Origin of the sequence: Burkholderia sp. 9775_39 (assembly GCF_015712225.1) — a bacterium.
GTDB classification, from domain to species: Bacteria; Pseudomonadota; Gammaproteobacteria; order Burkholderiales; family Burkholderiaceae; genus Burkholderia; species Burkholderia cenocepacia.
Window position 1 is genome coordinate 213,826 of record NZ_JACCQC010000006.1, and the last position, 16,758, is coordinate 230,583.

A 16,758-nucleotide genomic window follows, 5' to 3' on the forward strand; every position below is an offset into this window, starting at 1 on the left:
CCGCGCCTCGCGGCGCCGTAAACAGCGTGAGGCCCCGCCCCGCAAGGGTTTTACGTATTTTGAACAACGATCGACGGGAACTTCGACGTCATGTCGCGCGATCGCTCGGCAATCGCCAGCGCCACCCCGCGCGCGATGTCGCGGTAACGACGCGCGAGCGCGCCGTCCGGCTCGGCCGCGACCGTCGGCGTGCCGCTGTCGGCGCGCTCGCGGATCGCGATGTCGAGCGGGAGGCTGCCGAGCACGTTCACGCCGTAATCCTGCGCCATCCGCTCCGCCCCGCCCGCGCCGAAGATGTGCTCTTCGTGGCCGCAGTTCGAGCAGATGTGGATGCTCATGTTCTCGACGATGCCGAGGATCGGAATCCCGACCTTCTCGAACATCTTCAGCCCCTTCTTCGCATCCAGCAGCGCGATGTCCTGCGGCGTCGTGACGATCACCGCGCCGGTGACGGGCACGCGCTGCGCGAGCGTGAGCTGGATGTCGCCCGTGCCGGGCGGCATGTCGACGATCAGGTAGTCGAGCTCGCGCCAGTTGGTCTGGCGCAGCAGCTGCTCGAGTGCCGACGTCGCCATCGGGCCGCGCCACACCATCGGGTTGTCTTCCTCGATCAGGAAGCCGATCGAGTTCGCCTGCAGCCCGTGGCCGACCAGCGGGTTCATCGACTGGTTGTCGGGCGACTCGGGGCGCTGGCCGTGGATGCCCAGCATCGTCGGCAGCGACGGGCCGTAGATGTCGGCGTCGAGAATGCCGACCGACGCGCCTTCCGCGGCCAGCGCCAGCGCGAGGTTCACGGCCGTCGTGCTCTTGCCGACGCCGCCCTTGCCCGACGCGACCGCGACGATGTTCTTCACATTCGGCAACAGCTTCACGCCGCGCTGCACCGTATGCGCGACGATCTCCTGCGACACGGCGACGCGCGCGTCGCGCACGCCCGGCACGGCCTGGAGCGCCGCGGCGACGCGTGCACGCACGTCGTCGTGCTGGCTGCGCGCCGGATAACCGAGCACCACGTCGAGCGCCACGACATCGCCGTCGATCGCGACGTTGCGCACGCCCTTGTTCGCCGCGTACGGGCGGCCGGTATTGGGGTCGACGACTGCCGCCAGCGCGGCGTCGACTTGTGCCCGGTCAATGCTCATCGAAACTCCGTGAAAACGTTTTTCTCGCGCGCAAACGTCAAAAAATATCAAATTACGCTGCGAAAATCGGGAAAAGTGAAAGAATCTGTTGCACGCCATTGCGCGAACGCGCGACCCGGCGCACTCTTCGCGTGCGGCACGCTATAGGGCCAAATCGGCCACTAACCGCCTATATTGTAGAGGCTGACGCGTCGCGCTGTCCGAACAGCCACGCTGACGGACAGGGCATGCGCCGCCTCGGCGGCTGCCGCGAGCGCAGGCCGGCCTTCCTTTTTCGGACGGCCCGCGCAGGGAGCCGTAACTGTTGTTTGTCGTCGTTGTCGACTCGTTCAACCAAGAGAGGAATCCAAGATGAACATGAAAATCGCGACTCGCCTGTCCGTATTCGCACTCGCCGGCGCACTGCTGGCAGGCTGCGCCACGCAGCAAGGCAACAATACGGCCGTCGGCACCGGCACGGGTGCGGCGCTGGGCGCAGGGATCGGCGCGCTGGCCGGTGGCGGCAAGGGCGCGGCGATCGGCGCGGGCGTCGGCGCACTGGTCGGTGGCGTGACGGGTTACAACTGGCAAGCGATCAAGAACAAGCTCGCACCGTCGGCAGCGCAGACGGGCACGCAGGTGACCGAGCAGCCGGACGGCTCGCTGAAGCTGAACGTGCCGAGCTCGGTCACGTTCGCGACGAACCAGTACGCGATCACGCCGGCGTTCACGCCGCTGCTGAACGACCTCGCGACGACGCTGAACCAGAACCCGCAAGTGACGGCATCGATCGTCGGCTACACGGACAGCACGGGCTCGGCCCAGCTGAACCAGACGCTGTCGCAGAATCGCGCGCAAAGCGTCGTGAACGCGCTCGTGCAGCGCGGCGTGAACGGCGGCCGCCTGTCGGCGCAAGGCATGGGCGCATCGAACCCGATCGCGGACAACGCGACCGAAGCCGGCCGCGCACAGAACCGCCGCGTCGAGATCTACCTGCGCGCACCGCAACAGCATCAGTAAGCGCGACCACGAGAGGAATCGTGCGGGCAGCCTGCCCGCACAGCCCCGCCTGGCAAGGCTTTGGGCGGGGCCGGTAACAAATCGAAAAAATTTTCGAACTTCTGTCGCAGGCCGTGGTCAGTATTTACGGTACGCGGCTGGTGTTGCCGGCGCGTCACCATTCTCCTCTTGTCGTTGTTGCTCCGGGGCCGTATCCGCCCCGGTTTTTTTTGCCCGGAGAATTCGTGCTGCGCTGCAGCACAACGTCGCCGGGCATGCCGCGTGTGCGGCCTCGTCCCTTCCGCCGCCCGGTCCGCGGCGCCGGCCCGCCGCGCTGGCCCGCGCCCCTGCTAGAATCGCAGTTTCCCGTCGTTTTTCCCGCTGTTCTTCTCCAGACCCTATGTCCGCATCCGACCTCACTTCCGTGCAGGCTGCGGCGCCGCAAGGCAGCCGCCAGATCCTCGTTACGTCCGCACTGCCCTATGCCAACGGGCAGATCCACATCGGCCACCTGGTCGAGTACATCCAGACCGACATCTGGGTGCGGGCGCTGCGAATGCATGGCCATGAGGTCTACTACATCGGCGCCGACGATACGCACGGCACGCCGATCATGCTGCGCGCGGAGAAGGAAGGCCTGACCCCGAAGCAGCTGATCGACCGCGTGTGGACCGAGCACAAGCGCGACTTCGACAGCTTCGGCGTGTCGTTCGACAACTTCTACTCGACCGATTCGGACGAGAACCGCGTGCTGAGCGAGAAGATCTATCTCGCGCTGCAGGAGGCCGGCCTGATCGCCGAGCGCGAAATCGAGCAGGCGTACGATCCGGTCAAGGAAATGTTCCTGCCGGACCGCTTCATCAAGGGCGAGTGTCCGAAGTGCCACGCGAAGGACCAGTACGGCGACAACTGCGAAGTGTGCGGCTCGACCTACCTGCCGACCGAACTGCTGAACCCGTATTCGGTCGTGTCCGGCGCGACGCCGGTGCGCAAGACCTCGAAGCACTACTTCTTCCGCCTGTCCGACCCGCGCTGCGAATCGTTCCTGCGCGAATGGGTGAGCGGCCTCGCGCAGCCCGAAGCGACCAACAAGATGCGCGAATGGCTCGGCGACGCGGGCGAAGCCAAGCTCGCCGACTGGGACATCTCGCGTGACGCGCCGTACTTCGGCTTCGAGATTCCGGGCGCGCCCGGCAAGTATTTCTACGTGTGGCTCGATGCGCCGGTCGGCTACTACGCGAGCTTCAAGAACCTGTGCGAGCGCAACGGCATCGATTTCGATGCGTGGATCCGTCCCGGCTCGAAGGCCGAGCAGTACCACTTCATCGGCAAGGACATCCTGTACTTCCACACGCTGTTCTGGCCCGCGATGCTCGAGTTCTCGGGCCACCGCACGCCGACCAACGTGTTCGCGCACGGCTTCCTGACCGTCGACGGCGCGAAGATGTCGAAATCGCGCGGCACGTTCATCACCGCGCAGAGCTACATCGACACCGGCCTGAACCCGGAGTGGCTGCGCTACTACTTCGCCGCGAAGCTGAACGCGACGATGGAAGACATCGACCTGAACCTCGACGACTTCCAGGCGCGCGTGAACAGCGATCTCGTCGGCAAGTACGTGAACATCGCGAGCCGCGCGGCCGGCTTCCTGATCAAGCGTTTCGACGGCCGCGTGCAGGACAGCGCGATGAATCATCCGCTCGTCGCGAAGCTGCGCGATGCGATTCCGCAGATCGCCGCGAGCTACGAAGCGCGCGAATACGGCCGCGCGCTGCGCCACACGATGGAGCTCGCGGACGAAGTGAACGCATACGTCGACGGCGCGAAGCCGTGGGATCTCGCGAAGGATCCGGCCAACGCGGTCGCGCTGCACGAAACCTGCAGCGTGAGCCTCGAGGCCTTCCGCCTGCTGTCGCTCGCGCTGAAGCCGGTGATGCCGCGCGTCGCCGCAGCGGTCGAGGCGTTCTTCGGGATCGCGCCGCTCGCGTGGGCCGATGCCGCGAAGCCGCTGTCGTCGGCGCAGCCGATCAAGGCGTACCAGCACCTGATGACGCGCGTCGATGCGAAGCAGATCGAAGCGCTGCTCGCCGCGAACCGCGATTCGCTGCAGGCCGATGCAGCCGGCGCGGCCGCCGGCGGCGCCAATGCTGCGAAGGACGCGAAGAGCAACGCCAAGGCGAACGCGAAGCCGGCCGTCGTGAACGGCGCCGACGACGCGCCGATCTCGATCGACGATTTCGCGAAGATCGACCTGCGCATCGCGAAGATCGTCGCGTGCCAGGCGGTCGAAGGGTCGGACAAGCTGCTGCAGCTCACGCTCGACGTCGGCGAGGAAAAGACCCGCAACGTGTTCTCGGGCATCAAGTCCGCGTACCAGCCCGAGCAGCTCGTCGGCAAGCTGACCGTGATGGTCGCGAATCTCGCGCCGCGCAAGATGAAGTTCGGCCTGTCCGAAGGGATGGTGCTCGCCGCGTCGGCCACCGACGAGAAGGCGGAACCGGGCCTCTACATCCTCGAACCGCACAGCGGCGCGAAGCCCGGCATGCGCGTGAAGTAAGCACAACGCGCGCTGCCGGCGCAAAAAAGCCCCGCACGATGTCGAATCGTGCGGGGCTTTTTTATCGCTGCCCGGTAAGCCGCGTCCGCCGTCACCGCTGCCCGAACCAGCGATCGAAGCGCCGCGTGTAGTTCAGGTCGACGCCCTGGAACGTGCCGCCGTACGCGGACACCGACCAGAAGCGCGTCAGGTTGATCGTCGCCTTGAACGCGTTGCTCGCCGATTGCAGCCCCTGCTCGAAGCCGAGCACGAACCGCTCGTTGATCGCCTTCGACACCAGCACGACCTGCGGATCGGTCAGGCCGACTTCGCTGCGGCCGACCGACACCTCGTCGAGGCCGAAGGTCTGCGCGACGCGCTTGCCGGTCACGCTGCCGAGCAGCCCGAGCGCCGCCGTCATCGCGCCCTGCTGGCCGACGTTGTTGCCCTGGTCGGTGCCGTGCCCGAACAGCAGCCACGACAGCTTTTCGTTGTCGGTGACGTTCGGCTCCGACACGAGCTTGACGGTCGGCGACTGGATCGTGCCCGTCACCTGCACGCCGGCCTCGACCTCCTGGTTGCGCCGCATCGCGAGGATGTTGACGCCCGGGTTCGATACCGGGCCGTTGAACGTGAAGAAGCCGTTCTCGATCGCGAGCTTGCGGCCGAACGTCGTGTACGTCGAACCTTCGGTCACACGCACGTTGCCGACCGCGCGCAGCGGCACGCCCGGCGCGCTCATCACGGTGATCGTGCCGCGCAGCCCCAGATCCGCGCCGTGCCCCTTGAAGCGGAAGTTGTTGCCGAGCCCGACGTCGATGTTCGCGCGCGGCGCGAGCGATGGCGCCGGCTTGTCCTCGACCGCCTTCGGCTTCGCGACCGCGGTGCCGGTCGGCGTCTCGCCGCGCACCGTGCCGTCCGGCTGCACGATCACGACGTCGTCCGACAGGTGCGGCGCCGATTGCTCGGGCAGGTCGAACAGCGCGCGGTCGACCACGAACTTGCCGTCGATCGACAGCGCGCCGCGCGGCCCGTCGTTCGCGACGGTGGCCTTGCCCGACAGCGACAGCTTGCGATCGGGCGCCGCGAACAGTTCGAGCTTGTCCGCGACGATGCTCGCGGTCAGGTCCGGCGCCTCGCCGTCGAGGCGCACGCGGCCGAGCGCGCGCAGCGTGCCGTCGCCGCCGTGAAATTCGACCTGCTGGAATTCGACGAGGTTGTCCGACAGCTTCACGCGCACGATGCCGTCCTTCAGCTGCACGCCCTGGTCGATCAGCGTCGCGGACAGCTCGTCGCCCGTCAGCGTCCCCGACAGGTTCGGTTTCACCGGCGTGCCGGAAACCGTCAGCTTCAGCGCCGCGCGCCCGCCGAGCAGGTAGCTCGGCCCGAACAGGTTGCCGGTGGTCTTCAGCGCCGGGATGTCGGCATCGATGCGGCCCGACAGCGGACCGTCGTCGACGATGCCGAACACGCCGTCGCGCAACGCGAACGGCACCGTGACGTTCGCGTCGAGCGTGCCGATCCGGCTCGCCTTCGCGAGCGCCGTCACGTTGAGCCGGTTGCCGGGCGCGAAGCTCGCCCGGGCGGACAGATCGGTCAGGCCGAGCGACGCGATGCCGCGCCCGCTCTCGATCGTCACGTCGCCGCCGCGGCGCTTCACCTGCACGTGGCCCGTCGCGTTCGCACCGAGCGAGAAATCCCAGTCGGCATCGAGCACGACGTCGGTCCGCACCGGCGGCCGCTGGCCGGTCAGCGCCTGGCGCACCTCGAGGAAACGCGCGACCGATGCGCCGGTCACGGTGCCCGCCGAGCGCATCTGGCCGCGATCGAACACGAACGATTTCAGGTCGATCGCCGCGCCTTCGAGCGTGAGCCGCGTCGCGCCGAGCGTCACGCGACCGGCGCCGGCCGATATCGTCAGCGGCGCCTGCAGCGCGAGCGCCGGCGTGCCGCGATTCGCGAGACGCGTGACGGTGCCGTCCCAGCGCATGCCGTCGCGGCTCTCGACCACGCCGCCGTTCGCCGCGAGCGTCAGGTCGATCACGCGGCCGCTGGCCATCCCGAGCGCCGACGCGTCGAGCGTGTGCTTCGCGCGCGTGCCGTCGAGGTTCGCGCGCAACGACTTCAGCTTGAACGAGCCGAGCGCGATGTCGGCCGCGTCGGCCGTGAACACGAGCGCGCCGTGCGCGCCGTCGCGGATGTCCGCGCGGCCCTGGGCGGTGCCGATCCGGTTCGAGCCGACGACGACGTGCTCGGCCTTGTAGGTCGCCGTCACGTTCGGATGCGCGAAGCTGCCGGTCAGGTCGCCCTGCGCCTGCACGAGCCCTTCGATGCCGAAGCCGAGGCGGTCGAGCTGCGGCGCGTCGACGACGAAGCGCAGCCGGTCGCCGGGTGCGCCGAAGCTGCCGCGCAGGTCGACGTGGTTGCCGGCGATCGACAGGTTCGCGTTGCCCGGCAGGATGCGCGAGCCGGCGAGCTGCACGACGCCGGCGCCGGTCAGCGGCACGCCGTCGTACAGGCTGTCGGCGAGCTTGAAGGTCGCCTTCGTCGACACCTGCGGCGCGAACGCGCCCGACGCGGTCAGCGTGCCCGACACGCGCGTTTCGCCGCGCTTGGCCGGGGCCCTGGCGGCCTTCGCCGGCGCCTTGCCGCCGCCCGCCTTCGGCGCGCTCGTCGCGGCGAGCAGCAGCGGATCGAACGCGGTCAGCGTCGCCTTCGCGTCGTAGCTCGAGTGCGCGTCGTGGCGGAACACGCCCGTCAGGTCGATGCGCCCCTTGGCCGCAGTCACGCGCATATCGGTCAGCACGGTCTGCTGCTGCGTGAGCGCGACCTTGGCGCGCGCGCCCAGCGCGAGCTTCGGATCGTTCAGGTTGAAATCGACGGTCGTCACGTCGCCCGCGAGCGTCACGCCGAGCGGGCCGCCGAGGCGCATCGGCCGCAGTTCGGCGACGAACGCGTTCAGGTCGAGGTTCGCGACCTTCAGGTCGAAGCGGCCCTTGCCGCCCGTGAGCGTGCCGCCGCCCGTCACGCTGCCGTCGCGGATCAGCTTCAGCGCGAGGCCGTCGATCCGTTGCGCGTGCGCGTCGAGATGCACGGTCGCATGCGCGTCGATCACCGGCAGCAGATGGTCGCCGAGCGTACCGGGTTTCGCGTTGACGATCGACACCGGGCCCGTCACCGCGAAGCCCTTCGCGGGCGCCGAGCCTGCCGGCGCGGTCACTGGTGCGAGTTCGGCGCGCACCGCGAGATCGGCTGCCGGCGCGCCGGGCGACAGTGCCTGCGGATTCACGTGGTCGAACGCGAGCGACGCACGCGTGAGCGGCACCGTGCCGAATGGCGCAGCCTCGACGTGCGCGCGCCCGTTCAGCTTCATCCCGCTCGCGTCGACCTCGGCGACGAGCGCCTCCAGCGAGCCCGACACACGGGCCCGCGCGTCGACCGCTTCGTCGGACAGCTTGCCTGCGTAGGTGGCTTCGCCCGTCAGCGCGAACGGCTTCACCCCGTCGAGCTTCGCGCGCGCGGTCAGCGCGCCGTACGGCGTATCGACGCCGTCGAGCACGAGTTCATGGTGACGGCCGTCGCTGCGGCCGTTCAGCGCGAGATGGTCGAGCTGCGTCGTCGAGCCGCCTTCGTGAATCGCGAGGCGATCGACGCGCAGGTCGTCGATCCGCACCTGCAGCGGCAGGCTCAGGTCCTGCGGCGTCGTACTCGGCGTCGACGGCCCCGGCGCGATCCGCACGTCGATCGTGCCGGCGCGCAGATAGGCGATGGACAGCCGCCACGGCGCACGCGTCAGTGCCCAGCGGCCGTCGAGCCGGTCGATGCGGACCTCGGTGCCGGTGCCGTCGGGGCTGGTCCACGCGAACCCGCGCAACCGCACGCCGGTCGCGAGCGAGCCGCCTTCGAGCGTGCCCGCGAGCCGTGTCCCGAGCACCTTGCCGGCCACCTGCCACGCGAGTCGCGTCCCGCGCTCGGTCGTCACAGCGCCGGCCACGAGCCCCACTACCAGCACGACGAGCAGCACGACCGTCGCAAGCGTCCACGCGACGACACGCCACGCACGGCCACGGCGCGGCGCGCGCGGCGGCGTGTCGGGCGCACCGTCGGGCGAATCCGGATCGTGAGGCGGCGGCGTGTCGTGCGGGTCCTTCGTCATGCGGTTCGTCGTGCGGGTCGTCAGGTCGTCAATAGGGCGGCAGGTTCAGAAAGCGATGCCGAGCGTCAAATACGGGCGCACGCTGTGGTTGCGCAGGCCGTACGCGACGTCGACGTTGATCGGGCCGACCGGGCTGCGCCAGCGCGCACCGACGCCCACGCCCGGGTAAAACACGCGCTCGCCCCACGCATCGGTCGCGGTGCCGATGTCGAAGAACGTCGCGGCGCCCCAGTCGCGGTTGAACCAGTGCTGGTATTCGGCCGTACCCGTCATCAGGTACTTGGTCGGCAAAACGGAGCCGTCGACGCTGTTGCCGATGCTCTGGTAGCCGTAGCCGCGCACCGAGTTCGAGCCGCCGGCGCGGAACAGCAGCGACGCCGGCACGCCGGTCGAGCTGCCGCTCGTAAACACGCCGCCGAGCTCCGCGCGGAACACGAACAGGTCGCGCTTGCCGATCGGCAGGTATTGCTGCCCGCGCGCGTAGCCGCGGATGAAGCTCTCGTCGGCCAGCACGCCCTTGACCGCGAAGCCGGCCTCCGCATGAATCAGGTTGCCCGAGCGCGGAAACAGCGGATCGTCGACGTTGCGGCGCGTCCACGCCCATTGCGGCACGAGCGCGCGGCTCGTGGTCGGCCCCGCGCCGTTCTGGTCGAGCCGATCCTGGTAGTACATCAGCGAATACGAATAGTCGATGAACTGCCCGGTGCGCGTACGCTGCACGCCGACCCGCGCGCTGTAGATGCGGGTGTCCGACACGTTGGTGTTCGTGTACGACGCGAGCACGCTGTTGGTCCAGCCCTTCTCGCCCGGCGGCATCGACAGCTGGACCTGCCCGTACTGCTGGATCTGGTCGAGCCGGCCCGAGACGGTCAGCGGCCACGCGGCGCCGAACGTGTCGAGATACGTATAGGAGCCTTGTACGTGCGGCCCCGTATCGGTGGCGAAGCCGACGCCGCCGCGGATGTTGTTGTACGGGAACTCGCTGACCTTCACGTGCACGGGCGTGCGCTCGGGCTTCGACGTATCGTCGCCGACGTCGATCGCGACGCTCGCGTAGTACGGCGTGTTCTGCAGCTGCCGCTGCAATTCCGCGATCCGCTGCACGTCGTAGATCTCGCCTTCCGACAACGGATTGACGTTCGTGACGATCTTTTCCGGATAACGACGCACGCCGTCGACATCAACCTTGCCGATCGTGAACGTCGGGCCGCTGTCGAACGTGACCGCGAGTGTCGCACGCTGCGTGCGCGGATCGATGCGCGCCTCGGACGACGCGATCTTCGCGCCGAGATAGCGGCGCGCCTGCAGTTGCCGCAGCGCCGCGTCCTTCGCGCTGTCCCAGTCGGACTGCGTGAACGGGTCGCCCGGCTTCATCGAGAACGCGAAACGGGTGGCGGTCTCCTGCTTCGGATCCTCGGTCTCGACCGGCCCCTTGAACGTCAGGTCGACCGTCGACACGACGGTCTGCTTGCCCGGGTCGACGGCGATGCGCACGTCGCGCTTGCCGTCGCGCGTGCGCACGTCGGTGCGCACGACCGGCGAGAAATAGCCGGCCGTCGCGGCCAGGTCGCGCACCTGCTGCGGCGTGGCGGTCACGAGGAAGTCGAACTGGTCGTCGCTGATGTCGTCGCGCTTCGCGAAGCGCGCGATGTCGAGATGGGTCTTGAGGAGCTTGCGGATCGAGCGCGGCGCGTCGATGTCGACGTCGTACTTCGCGTGGGCCGGCACCGCGAAGCACGCGGCCAGGCAACCCGCGAGGGCCGCCCGCGCGACGCGGGCCGCGGCGCCGGCGCGAGCGCGTGCCGCGCGCGGGCCCGCGTCATGCGCCGTGTGTGCTTGCTGGTTCGACTGCCCCGCCAAATATGACCTCGCCGTCCTGGATTGTCACGGTTTCGTGGAAAACCCTGTATTTGACCACAGGGCGCGGGCGTCACAGCCAAACGATTGTGAAAGAGTGCTAGGCACCGGCCCGCGGTTTCGACGCGCGATTGGCGCCGGCTGTTCCCCGTGATGCGGTAAAATCCCGCCATCGCGAATCCGGCGCGTCGTGCGCCGCCCGAAACGGAAGATCCAGCCATGCCGTACCAGTCCGACGTCACGCAGTTCCTGAACCAGCTCAAGCAGCAGAAGCCGACGCTCGAAGAAGAGCAGCGCAAGGGCCGTTCCCTGCTGTGGGACAAGCAGCCGATCGATCTCGAAGAGCGCGCCGAGCAGCAGGAATCGCGCGTGAAGCAAACGCCGTACGTCTACTACCAGAACTTCTGACGACGTGAGCGCCGCCGACGAGGCCAGCGCCGCCCGGCAGGACGACGCGATCGCCGCGCCCGCGGGCGCCGATTCGACGCCCGACACGGTCGACGGTGTCGCGGCGTTCGCACGCCTGTACGGCGAGCCGCTCTTCAAGCTGCCGCAGGACCTCTACATCCCGCCCGATGCGCTCGAGGTGTTCCTCGAGACGTTCGAAGGCCCGCTCGACCTGCTGCTGTACCTGATCCGCAAGCAGAACTTCAACGTGCTCGACATCCCGATGGCGCAGGTCACCGCGCAATACCTTGGCTACGTCGACCAGATCCGCGCGTCGAACCTCGAGCTCGCGGCCGAGTACCTGCTGATGGCCGCGATGCTGATCGAGATCAAGTCGCGGATGCTGCTGCCGGTCAAGAAGGCCGACACCGGCGAGGAAGCCGAGGATCCGCGCGCCGAACTCGTGCGCCGGCTGCTGGAGTACGAGCAGATGAAGCTCGCCGCGCAGCGGCTCGACCAGCTGCCGCAGCTCGGCCGCGATTTCCTGCGCGCCGAGGTGTACATCGAGCAAAGCGTCACGCCACGCTTTCCCGACGTGAATTCGGACGACCTGCGCGCCGCGTGGGCCGACGTGCTCAAGCGCGCGAAGCTCGTCCAGCACCACAAGATTTCCCGCGAGGAGCTGTCGGTGCGCGAACACATGAGCCTGATCCTGCGCCGGCTGCAGAACGCGCGCTTCATGGAGTTCGCCGACCTGTTCGACACGTCGCGCGGCGTGCCGGTCGTCGTCGTGAACTTCATCGCGATGCTCGAACTCGCGCGCGAATCGCTGCTCGAGATCACGCAGGCCGAGCCGTTCGCGCCGATCTACGTGCGTCTCGCGTACCTGCCCGCATAAGGGCCGCCCCCGTCGCCTCCCGTTCCCGGTTCGCTCCGACGCTCGCCGCTTCGCCGCGGCGGGTGGCCGTCCGGCGCGTATCCGACACGTATCCGGCAAGCCTCGATAAAAAGTGAACGATCGTTCTTTTATCGATGCGTCGCGCGGCCAAATCCTCTACAATCCGCCGACGCCCGATGCGCCGCCCGCGCGCCGGCGTTCTCCGCTTCGACCCCGACGCCGCTGCTGCGGCGCCAACGCGCGCCTGCGCGAGGAACCCGCTACCCGATCATGAAAGTCATCAGCTCGATCCAGGAACTGCGCGACCAGCTGCGCGGACAGAACCGCACGGCGTTCGTGCCGACCATGGGCAACCTGCACGAAGGGCACCTGTCGCTGATGCGCCTCGCGCGCCAGCACGGCGACCCGGTCGTGGCGAGCATCTTCGTCAACCGGCTGCAATTCGGCCCGAACGAGGATTTCGACAAGTACCCGCGCACGCTCCAGGACGATATCGAGAAGCTGCAGCAGGAAAACGTGTACGTGCTGTTCGCGCCGACCGAGCGCGACATGTACCCTGAGCCGCAGGAATACCGCGTGCTGCCGCCGGACGATCTCGGCGGGATTCTCGAAGGCGAGTTCCGGCCCGGCTTCTTCGCCGGCGTGTGCACGGTCGTCACGAAACTGATGTCCTGCGTGCAGCCGCGCGTCGCCGTGTTCGGCAAGAAGGATTACCAGCAGTTGATGATCGTGCGCCGCATGTGCCAGCAGCTCGCGCTGCCGGTCGAGATCATCGCGGCCGAGACCGTGCGGGACAAGGACGGCCTCGCGCTGTCGTCGCGCAACCGCTACCTGACGCCCGACGAGCGCAGGGAAGCGCCCGAGCTGGCGAAAACGCTGCAGCGCGTGCGCGACAGCGTGCTCGGCGGCGAGCGCGACCTCGGCAAGCTCGAGCAGCACGCGCACACGCACCTGGCCGAACGCGGCTGGGCGCCCGACTACATCGCGATCCGCCGCCGCGCGAACCTGGTCGCACCGAGCGCCGCCGAACTCGAAGCCGGCGAGCCGCTCGTCGTGCTTGCGGCCGCGAAGCTCGGCGCGACGCGCCTCATCGACAACCTGGAAATCTGACGGGCGGCCCGCCCGCGCCTCTCACGACGCATCACGGAGACACCATGCAGCGCCACATGCTCAAATCGAAGATCCACCGCGCGGCGGTCACGCACTGCGAACTGCACTACGAAGGTTCGTGCGCGATCGACGAAGACCTGCTCGAAGCGGCGGGCCTCATCGAAAACGAACGGATCGACATCTGGAACATCAACAACGGCGAGCGTTTCTCGACGTACGCGATCAAGGGCGAGCGCGGCAGCGGGATGATCTCGCTGAACGGCTCGGCCGCGCGCCGCGCGCAGCTCGGCGACCTCGTGATCATCGCGGCGTTCGCGATGGTCGACGAGGCCGAACTGCAGGCCGGCTGGAAGCCGAAGCTCGTGTTCATCGACGAAGGCAACAAGATCAAGGGCCACCGCGATCATGTGCCGACGCAGAACTGGACGTGACCTGAGCGGCATGCCCGCGTGCCGTGGCGCGCGGTGCAGCGATGCCGCTGGCGACCGAAGGGCCGGATACCGTGCGCGACGGGATCCGGCCCTTTCTCATTGGAGGTCGCATCGGCCGGACGGCCGGGCGTTCAGGACGCTGCCTTGGCGGCCTTCTCGGCCTTCGGCGCGCGGCGTTCGGCCCATTCGACGATCGGCCGCCACTGTTCGAGATCCTTCTCGACGCGGCTTTTCGCGACGTCCCACAGCGTCAGGCCGTGCGCGGCGATCTGCACGTAGTTCTGCGTGTCGCGCACGTAGCCGAGCACCGGCAGGCCGAGCCCCTCGACGAACCGGTGCAGCTGGTCGGACGAGCGCGTGCGCGCGTCGACCCGCATCCCGACGATCCCGACCTCGACGCTGCCCTTGCGCACGGCCTTCTCGCCGGCGAGGCGCTCCAGAAACTGCTGGGTCGCGAGAATATCGAACATCGACGGCTGCAGCGGCACGATCACCTTGTCGGCCAGTTGCAGCGCGACGTTGAGCCGCGTGCCGTGCAGGCCGGCCGGCGTATCGATCACCGCATATTCCAGCCCGCGCGGCGGCTTCGACGGCGCCTCCGGATCGAGTTCCCACGCCTCGATCGCCGGCAAGCCAGCCGGCCGCAGGTCGAGCCACGCATGCGCGGACTGCTGCCGGTCCAGGTCGGCCAGCGCGACCCATGCGCCTTGCGCCGCGAAATAGCCGGCTAGATTGGTGGACAGCGTGCTCTTGCCCACGCCGCCCTTCGGATTCGCCACCACGATGACCGTCATGAATTCCCCCGAAAAAGCCGCGCGGCGCCGGCCGTATGGCAGGCGCCGCTCGATTGCGGATACAGGGAGCGATGATATCGGCAAACGGGGTGTCACCGGAACCGGTCACGCCGAACCGCGTGCCGGTTTCGTCGGCTTTCCGTCAGGTCATGCGCGCTGGAGCGCGGCCTCCCGCGTGCCGAGCGCGAACGCGCCGCCGCCCAGCAGGGCCTGCACGGCCAGCGTGACGGCCCAGAACGCCGGATATTCCCAGCCGCCGTGCGGCGATGCGAAGCTCCAGCCGTTCGGCAGATGCGCGGCGACCGCGCCGAGCATGAACGGCAGCAGCACCAGCGCGGCGATGCGCACGCGGACCCCCGCGAGCAGCGCCAGGCCGCCCGCCAGTTCGACGAACGTGGTCAGGTAGGCGAGCCAGCCCGGCAGGCCGATCGACGCGAAGAACTGCACGGTGCCGGGCAACGTGAAAACAAAGACCTTCTGTGCGACGTGCGCGAGGTACAGCACGCCGAGGGCGACGCGCAGCAGCGTCGCGGCGAAATCGTTCAGGCGGTTGGCGTTCATGACGGATTCCTTCGTGAGTGGATGGGAGTGAATCGCACTCTATTCGAATCGATTCAGCCGATAAACACGCAATCTCGCTTAAATTGATTCCATTTAAGAACGAATTGAATCGCAAAAAAGAGCATGACCGATCATGCCCCGCATCCCGCTCAGTAACCGCTCTTGCCTTGCGTGGCGTCGCCGCCGGACTGGCCACCGCCCGGCGCATACGAATCGCACGCCTGCGCCACCGCCGACACGCCCAGCAGCACCGCGAGCAGGACGCCCCACCACCGTCGAGCCCTCTCGTCGCCCTCCTTCGGGCGGACCTCCGCCCTCCTCTGTTGTACGCGATCGAGCGGAAAAAGCGAGGGCCGGCCTCAACGAAACTCGGCGTACAGCGCGTCGAGGTCGAGGTGCGCGGCGAACGTGTCGGCCAGCCGTTCCAGCGAAGCCTCGCGCAGCGCCGGGTAGTCGATGCGGGCCGCGCCGTCGAGCCCCGCCCACGCGAGCAGCGCCGCGCAGGCGTCGGGCGCGTCGAACAGCCCGTGCACGTAGGTCGCGAGAATCTGGCCGTCGGCCGACAGCGCGCCGTCGGGACGCACGCCCTCCCGCACGCCGTCCCGCGCGGCATCGGCGGCCAGCATCAGCGCGGGCGTCTCGAGCGCCGGCCCGCGCGTGTCGCCCATGTGAATCTCGTAGCCGCGCACGGCGGCCGCGCCCGGCAGCGCGAGTTGCCCGGTCACGTTCTTCAGCGTCTTGTCGGGTTGCAGCGTCGTGTCGAAATCGAGCAGCCCGAGCCCCGGCACGCTGCCGGGTGCGCCTTCGAGGCCGAGCGGATCGTCGAGCGTGCGGCCGAGCATCTGCATGCCGCCGCAGATGCCGATCACCTTGCCGCCGTAGCGCAGATGGCGCCGGATCAGCGCGTCCCAGCCCGCGTCGCGCAGCCACGCGAGGTCGCGCTGCACGCTCTTCGAACCGGGCAGGATCAGCAGGTCGGCGTCGGGCACGGGGCCGCTCTTCCAGTACGTGAATTCGACCTGCGGATGCGCGCGTAGCGGATCGAAATCGGTGTGGTTGCTGATGCGCGGCAGCGCGGGCACCACCACGCGCAGCACGCCGGCATCGCCCCGTGCGGCGGCGCTGCGCGCCTGCGCGGGCAGCATGTCCTCCGCGTCGAGCAGCAGCCCGTGCAGATACGGCAGCACGCCGAACACCGGCTTGCCCGTCCGCGCGCGCAGCCAGTCGAGCCCTGGTTCGAGCAGCTTGAGGTCGCCGCGGAAGCGGTTGATCACGAAGCCGCGCACACGTGCGCGCTCGCTGTCCGACAGACATGCGAGCGTGCCGACCAGATGCGCGAACACGCCGCCGCGATCGATGTCGGCGACGAGCACGACCGGGCAGTCGACCCGCTCGGCAAACCCCATGTTCGCGATGTCGCCATCGCGCAGGTTGATCTCGGCCGGACTGCCGGCGCCTTCGACGATCACCGTGTCGTAACCGGCGCGCAGGCGCGCGTACGATTCGAGCACCGCATCGAACGCGACCGGCTTGTAGTCGTGATACGCCCGCGCGTCGAGGTTCATGCGCGCCTTGCCGTGAATGATCACCTGCGCGCCGCGGTCGCTCGTCGGTTTCAGCAGCACCGGATTGAAATCCGTATGCGGCGCAACGTCGGCGGCCAGCGCCTGCAGCGCCTGCGCACGGCCGATCTCGCCGCCATCGGCCGTCACCGCGCTGTTGAGCGCCATGTTCTGCGGCTTGAACGGGGCCACGCGCGCGCCGCCGCGGCGCGCGAGGCGGCACAGGCCCGCGACGAGCGTGCTCTTGCCCGCGTCGGACGTCGTGCCCTGGATCATCAGCGTGCCGCGCGGCCGCGGCTCGGGTGCATTCATCGTGTCAAAGGTCGTCGCGAAGCAAAGGCGGCAT

12 protein-coding genes are annotated in these 16,758 nt (G+C 68.5%); 6 read left to right on the forward strand and 6 right to left on the reverse strand.

Going from position 1 to position 16,758, the window contains the following annotated elements; translation table 11 throughout:
- Positions 1-50: 50 nt before the first annotated feature.
- Positions 51-1,142: an iron-sulfur cluster carrier protein ApbC gene (gene apbC, locus H0X90_RS10835; RefSeq protein ID WP_006485416.1), complete on the reverse strand. Its 1,092-nt coding sequence runs from the start codon at positions 1,140-1,142 to the stop codon at positions 51-53.
- A 351-nt stretch (positions 1,143-1,493) separates the two neighbouring features.
- Between apbC and H0X90_RS10840 the strand changes: the two genes are divergently transcribed.
- Together H0X90_RS10840 and metG are read left to right on the forward strand one after the other, a co-directional pair.
- A complete protein-coding gene (locus H0X90_RS10840; RefSeq protein WP_006485420.1) occupies positions 1,494-2,141 on the forward strand; it encodes an OmpA family protein in 648 nt (215 codons plus the stop codon).
- A gap of 379 nt (positions 2,142-2,520) precedes the next feature.
- On the forward strand, positions 2,521-4,677 hold the full coding sequence (metG, locus tag H0X90_RS10845) for a methionine--tRNA ligase (protein WP_006493649.1): 2,157 nt from the start codon (positions 2,521-2,523) through the stop codon (positions 4,675-4,677).
- Positions 4,678-4,768: 91 nt separating this feature from the next.
- On the opposite strand, the gene H0X90_RS10850 is transcribed toward metG, so the two are convergent.
- Positions 4,769-8,812, reverse strand: a complete 4,044-nt coding sequence (locus H0X90_RS10850; protein WP_077188822.1) for a translocation/assembly module TamB domain-containing protein — start codon at positions 8,810-8,812, stop codon at positions 4,769-4,771.
- 45 nt (positions 8,813-8,857) lie between these two features.
- The gene (locus H0X90_RS10855) at positions 8,858-10,672 is read right to left on the reverse strand and encodes an autotransporter assembly complex family protein (protein ID WP_077188821.1); all 1,815 of its coding nucleotides are present in this window, start codon (positions 10,670-10,672) and stop codon (positions 8,858-8,860) included.
- A gap of 216 nt (positions 10,673-10,888) precedes the next feature.
- Here H0X90_RS10855 and H0X90_RS10860 point away from each other — a divergent pair, with 216 nt between their 5' ends.
- The 4 genes from H0X90_RS10860 (at position 10,889) to panD (ending at position 13,495) form a co-directional block, all read left to right on the forward strand.
- Positions 10,889-11,077: a DUF3460 family protein gene (locus H0X90_RS10860; RefSeq protein WP_006484044.1), complete on the forward strand. Its 189-nt coding sequence runs from the start codon at positions 10,889-10,891 to the stop codon at positions 11,075-11,077.
- A gap of 4 nt (positions 11,078-11,081) precedes the next feature.
- The gene (locus H0X90_RS10865) at positions 11,082-11,954 is read left to right on the forward strand and encodes a ScpA family protein (RefSeq protein WP_006478106.1); all 873 of its coding nucleotides are present in this window, start codon (positions 11,082-11,084) and stop codon (positions 11,952-11,954) included.
- A gap of 270 nt (positions 11,955-12,224) precedes the next feature.
- The gene (panC, locus tag H0X90_RS10870) at positions 12,225-13,064 is read left to right on the forward strand and encodes a pantoate--beta-alanine ligase (RefSeq protein WP_077188820.1); all 840 of its coding nucleotides are present in this window, start codon (positions 12,225-12,227) and stop codon (positions 13,062-13,064) included.
- Positions 13,065-13,108: 44 nt separating this feature from the next.
- Positions 13,109-13,495: an aspartate 1-decarboxylase gene (panD, locus tag H0X90_RS10875; RefSeq protein ID WP_006484038.1), complete on the forward strand. Its 387-nt coding sequence runs from the start codon at positions 13,109-13,111 to the stop codon at positions 13,493-13,495.
- Between the two features lie 131 nt (positions 13,496-13,626).
- Here panD and H0X90_RS10880 read toward each other — a convergent pair whose 3' ends face one another.
- The 3 genes from H0X90_RS10880 to H0X90_RS10890 form a co-directional block, all read right to left on the reverse strand.
- Complete coding sequence (locus H0X90_RS10880) at positions 13,627-14,289, reverse strand: ParA family protein (protein ID WP_058901709.1); 663 nt, start codon at positions 14,287-14,289, stop codon at positions 13,627-13,629.
- A 147-nt stretch (positions 14,290-14,436) separates the two neighbouring features.
- A complete protein-coding gene (locus H0X90_RS10885; RefSeq protein ID WP_058901710.1) occupies positions 14,437-14,850 on the reverse strand; it encodes a DoxX family protein in 414 nt (137 codons plus the stop codon).
- Between the two features lie 359 nt (positions 14,851-15,209).
- A complete protein-coding gene (locus tag H0X90_RS10890; RefSeq protein ID WP_077188819.1) occupies positions 15,210-16,724 on the reverse strand; it encodes a cobyric acid synthase in 1,515 nt (504 codons plus the stop codon).
- Between the last annotated feature and the right edge of the window lie 34 nt (positions 16,725-16,758).

What these genes read in the sequence shown, in the direction of transcription:
- apbC (WP_006485416.1), bottom strand. Translation starts at nt 1,142, where the DNA reads ATGAGCATTGACCGGGCACAAGTCGACGCCGCGCTGGCGGCAGTCGTC.
- H0X90_RS10840 (WP_006485420.1), top strand. Translation starts at nt 1,494, where the DNA reads ATGAACATGAAAATCGCGACTCGCCTGTCCGTATTCGCACTCGCCGGC.
- metG (WP_006493649.1), top strand. Translation starts at nt 2,521, where the DNA reads ATGTCCGCATCCGACCTCACTTCCGTGCAGGCTGCGGCGCCGCAAGGC.
- H0X90_RS10850 (WP_077188822.1), bottom strand. Translation starts at nt 8,812, where the DNA reads ATGACGAAGGACCCGCACGACACGCCGCCGCCTCACGATCCGGATTCG.
- H0X90_RS10860 (WP_006484044.1), top strand. Translation starts at nt 10,889, where the DNA reads ATGCCGTACCAGTCCGACGTCACGCAGTTCCTGAACCAGCTCAAGCAG.
- panC (WP_077188820.1), top strand. Translation starts at nt 12,225, where the DNA reads ATGAAAGTCATCAGCTCGATCCAGGAACTGCGCGACCAGCTGCGCGGA.
- panD (WP_006484038.1), top strand. Translation starts at nt 13,109, where the DNA reads ATGCAGCGCCACATGCTCAAATCGAAGATCCACCGCGCGGCGGTCACG.
- H0X90_RS10880 (WP_058901709.1), bottom strand. Translation starts at nt 14,289, where the DNA reads ATGACGGTCATCGTGGTGGCGAATCCGAAGGGCGGCGTGGGCAAGAGC.
- H0X90_RS10885 (WP_058901710.1), bottom strand. Translation starts at nt 14,850, where the DNA reads ATGAACGCCAACCGCCTGAACGATTTCGCCGCGACGCTGCTGCGCGTC.
- H0X90_RS10890 (WP_077188819.1), bottom strand. Translation starts at nt 16,724, where the DNA reads ATGAATGCACCCGAGCCGCGGCCGCGCGGCACGCTGATGATCCAGGGC.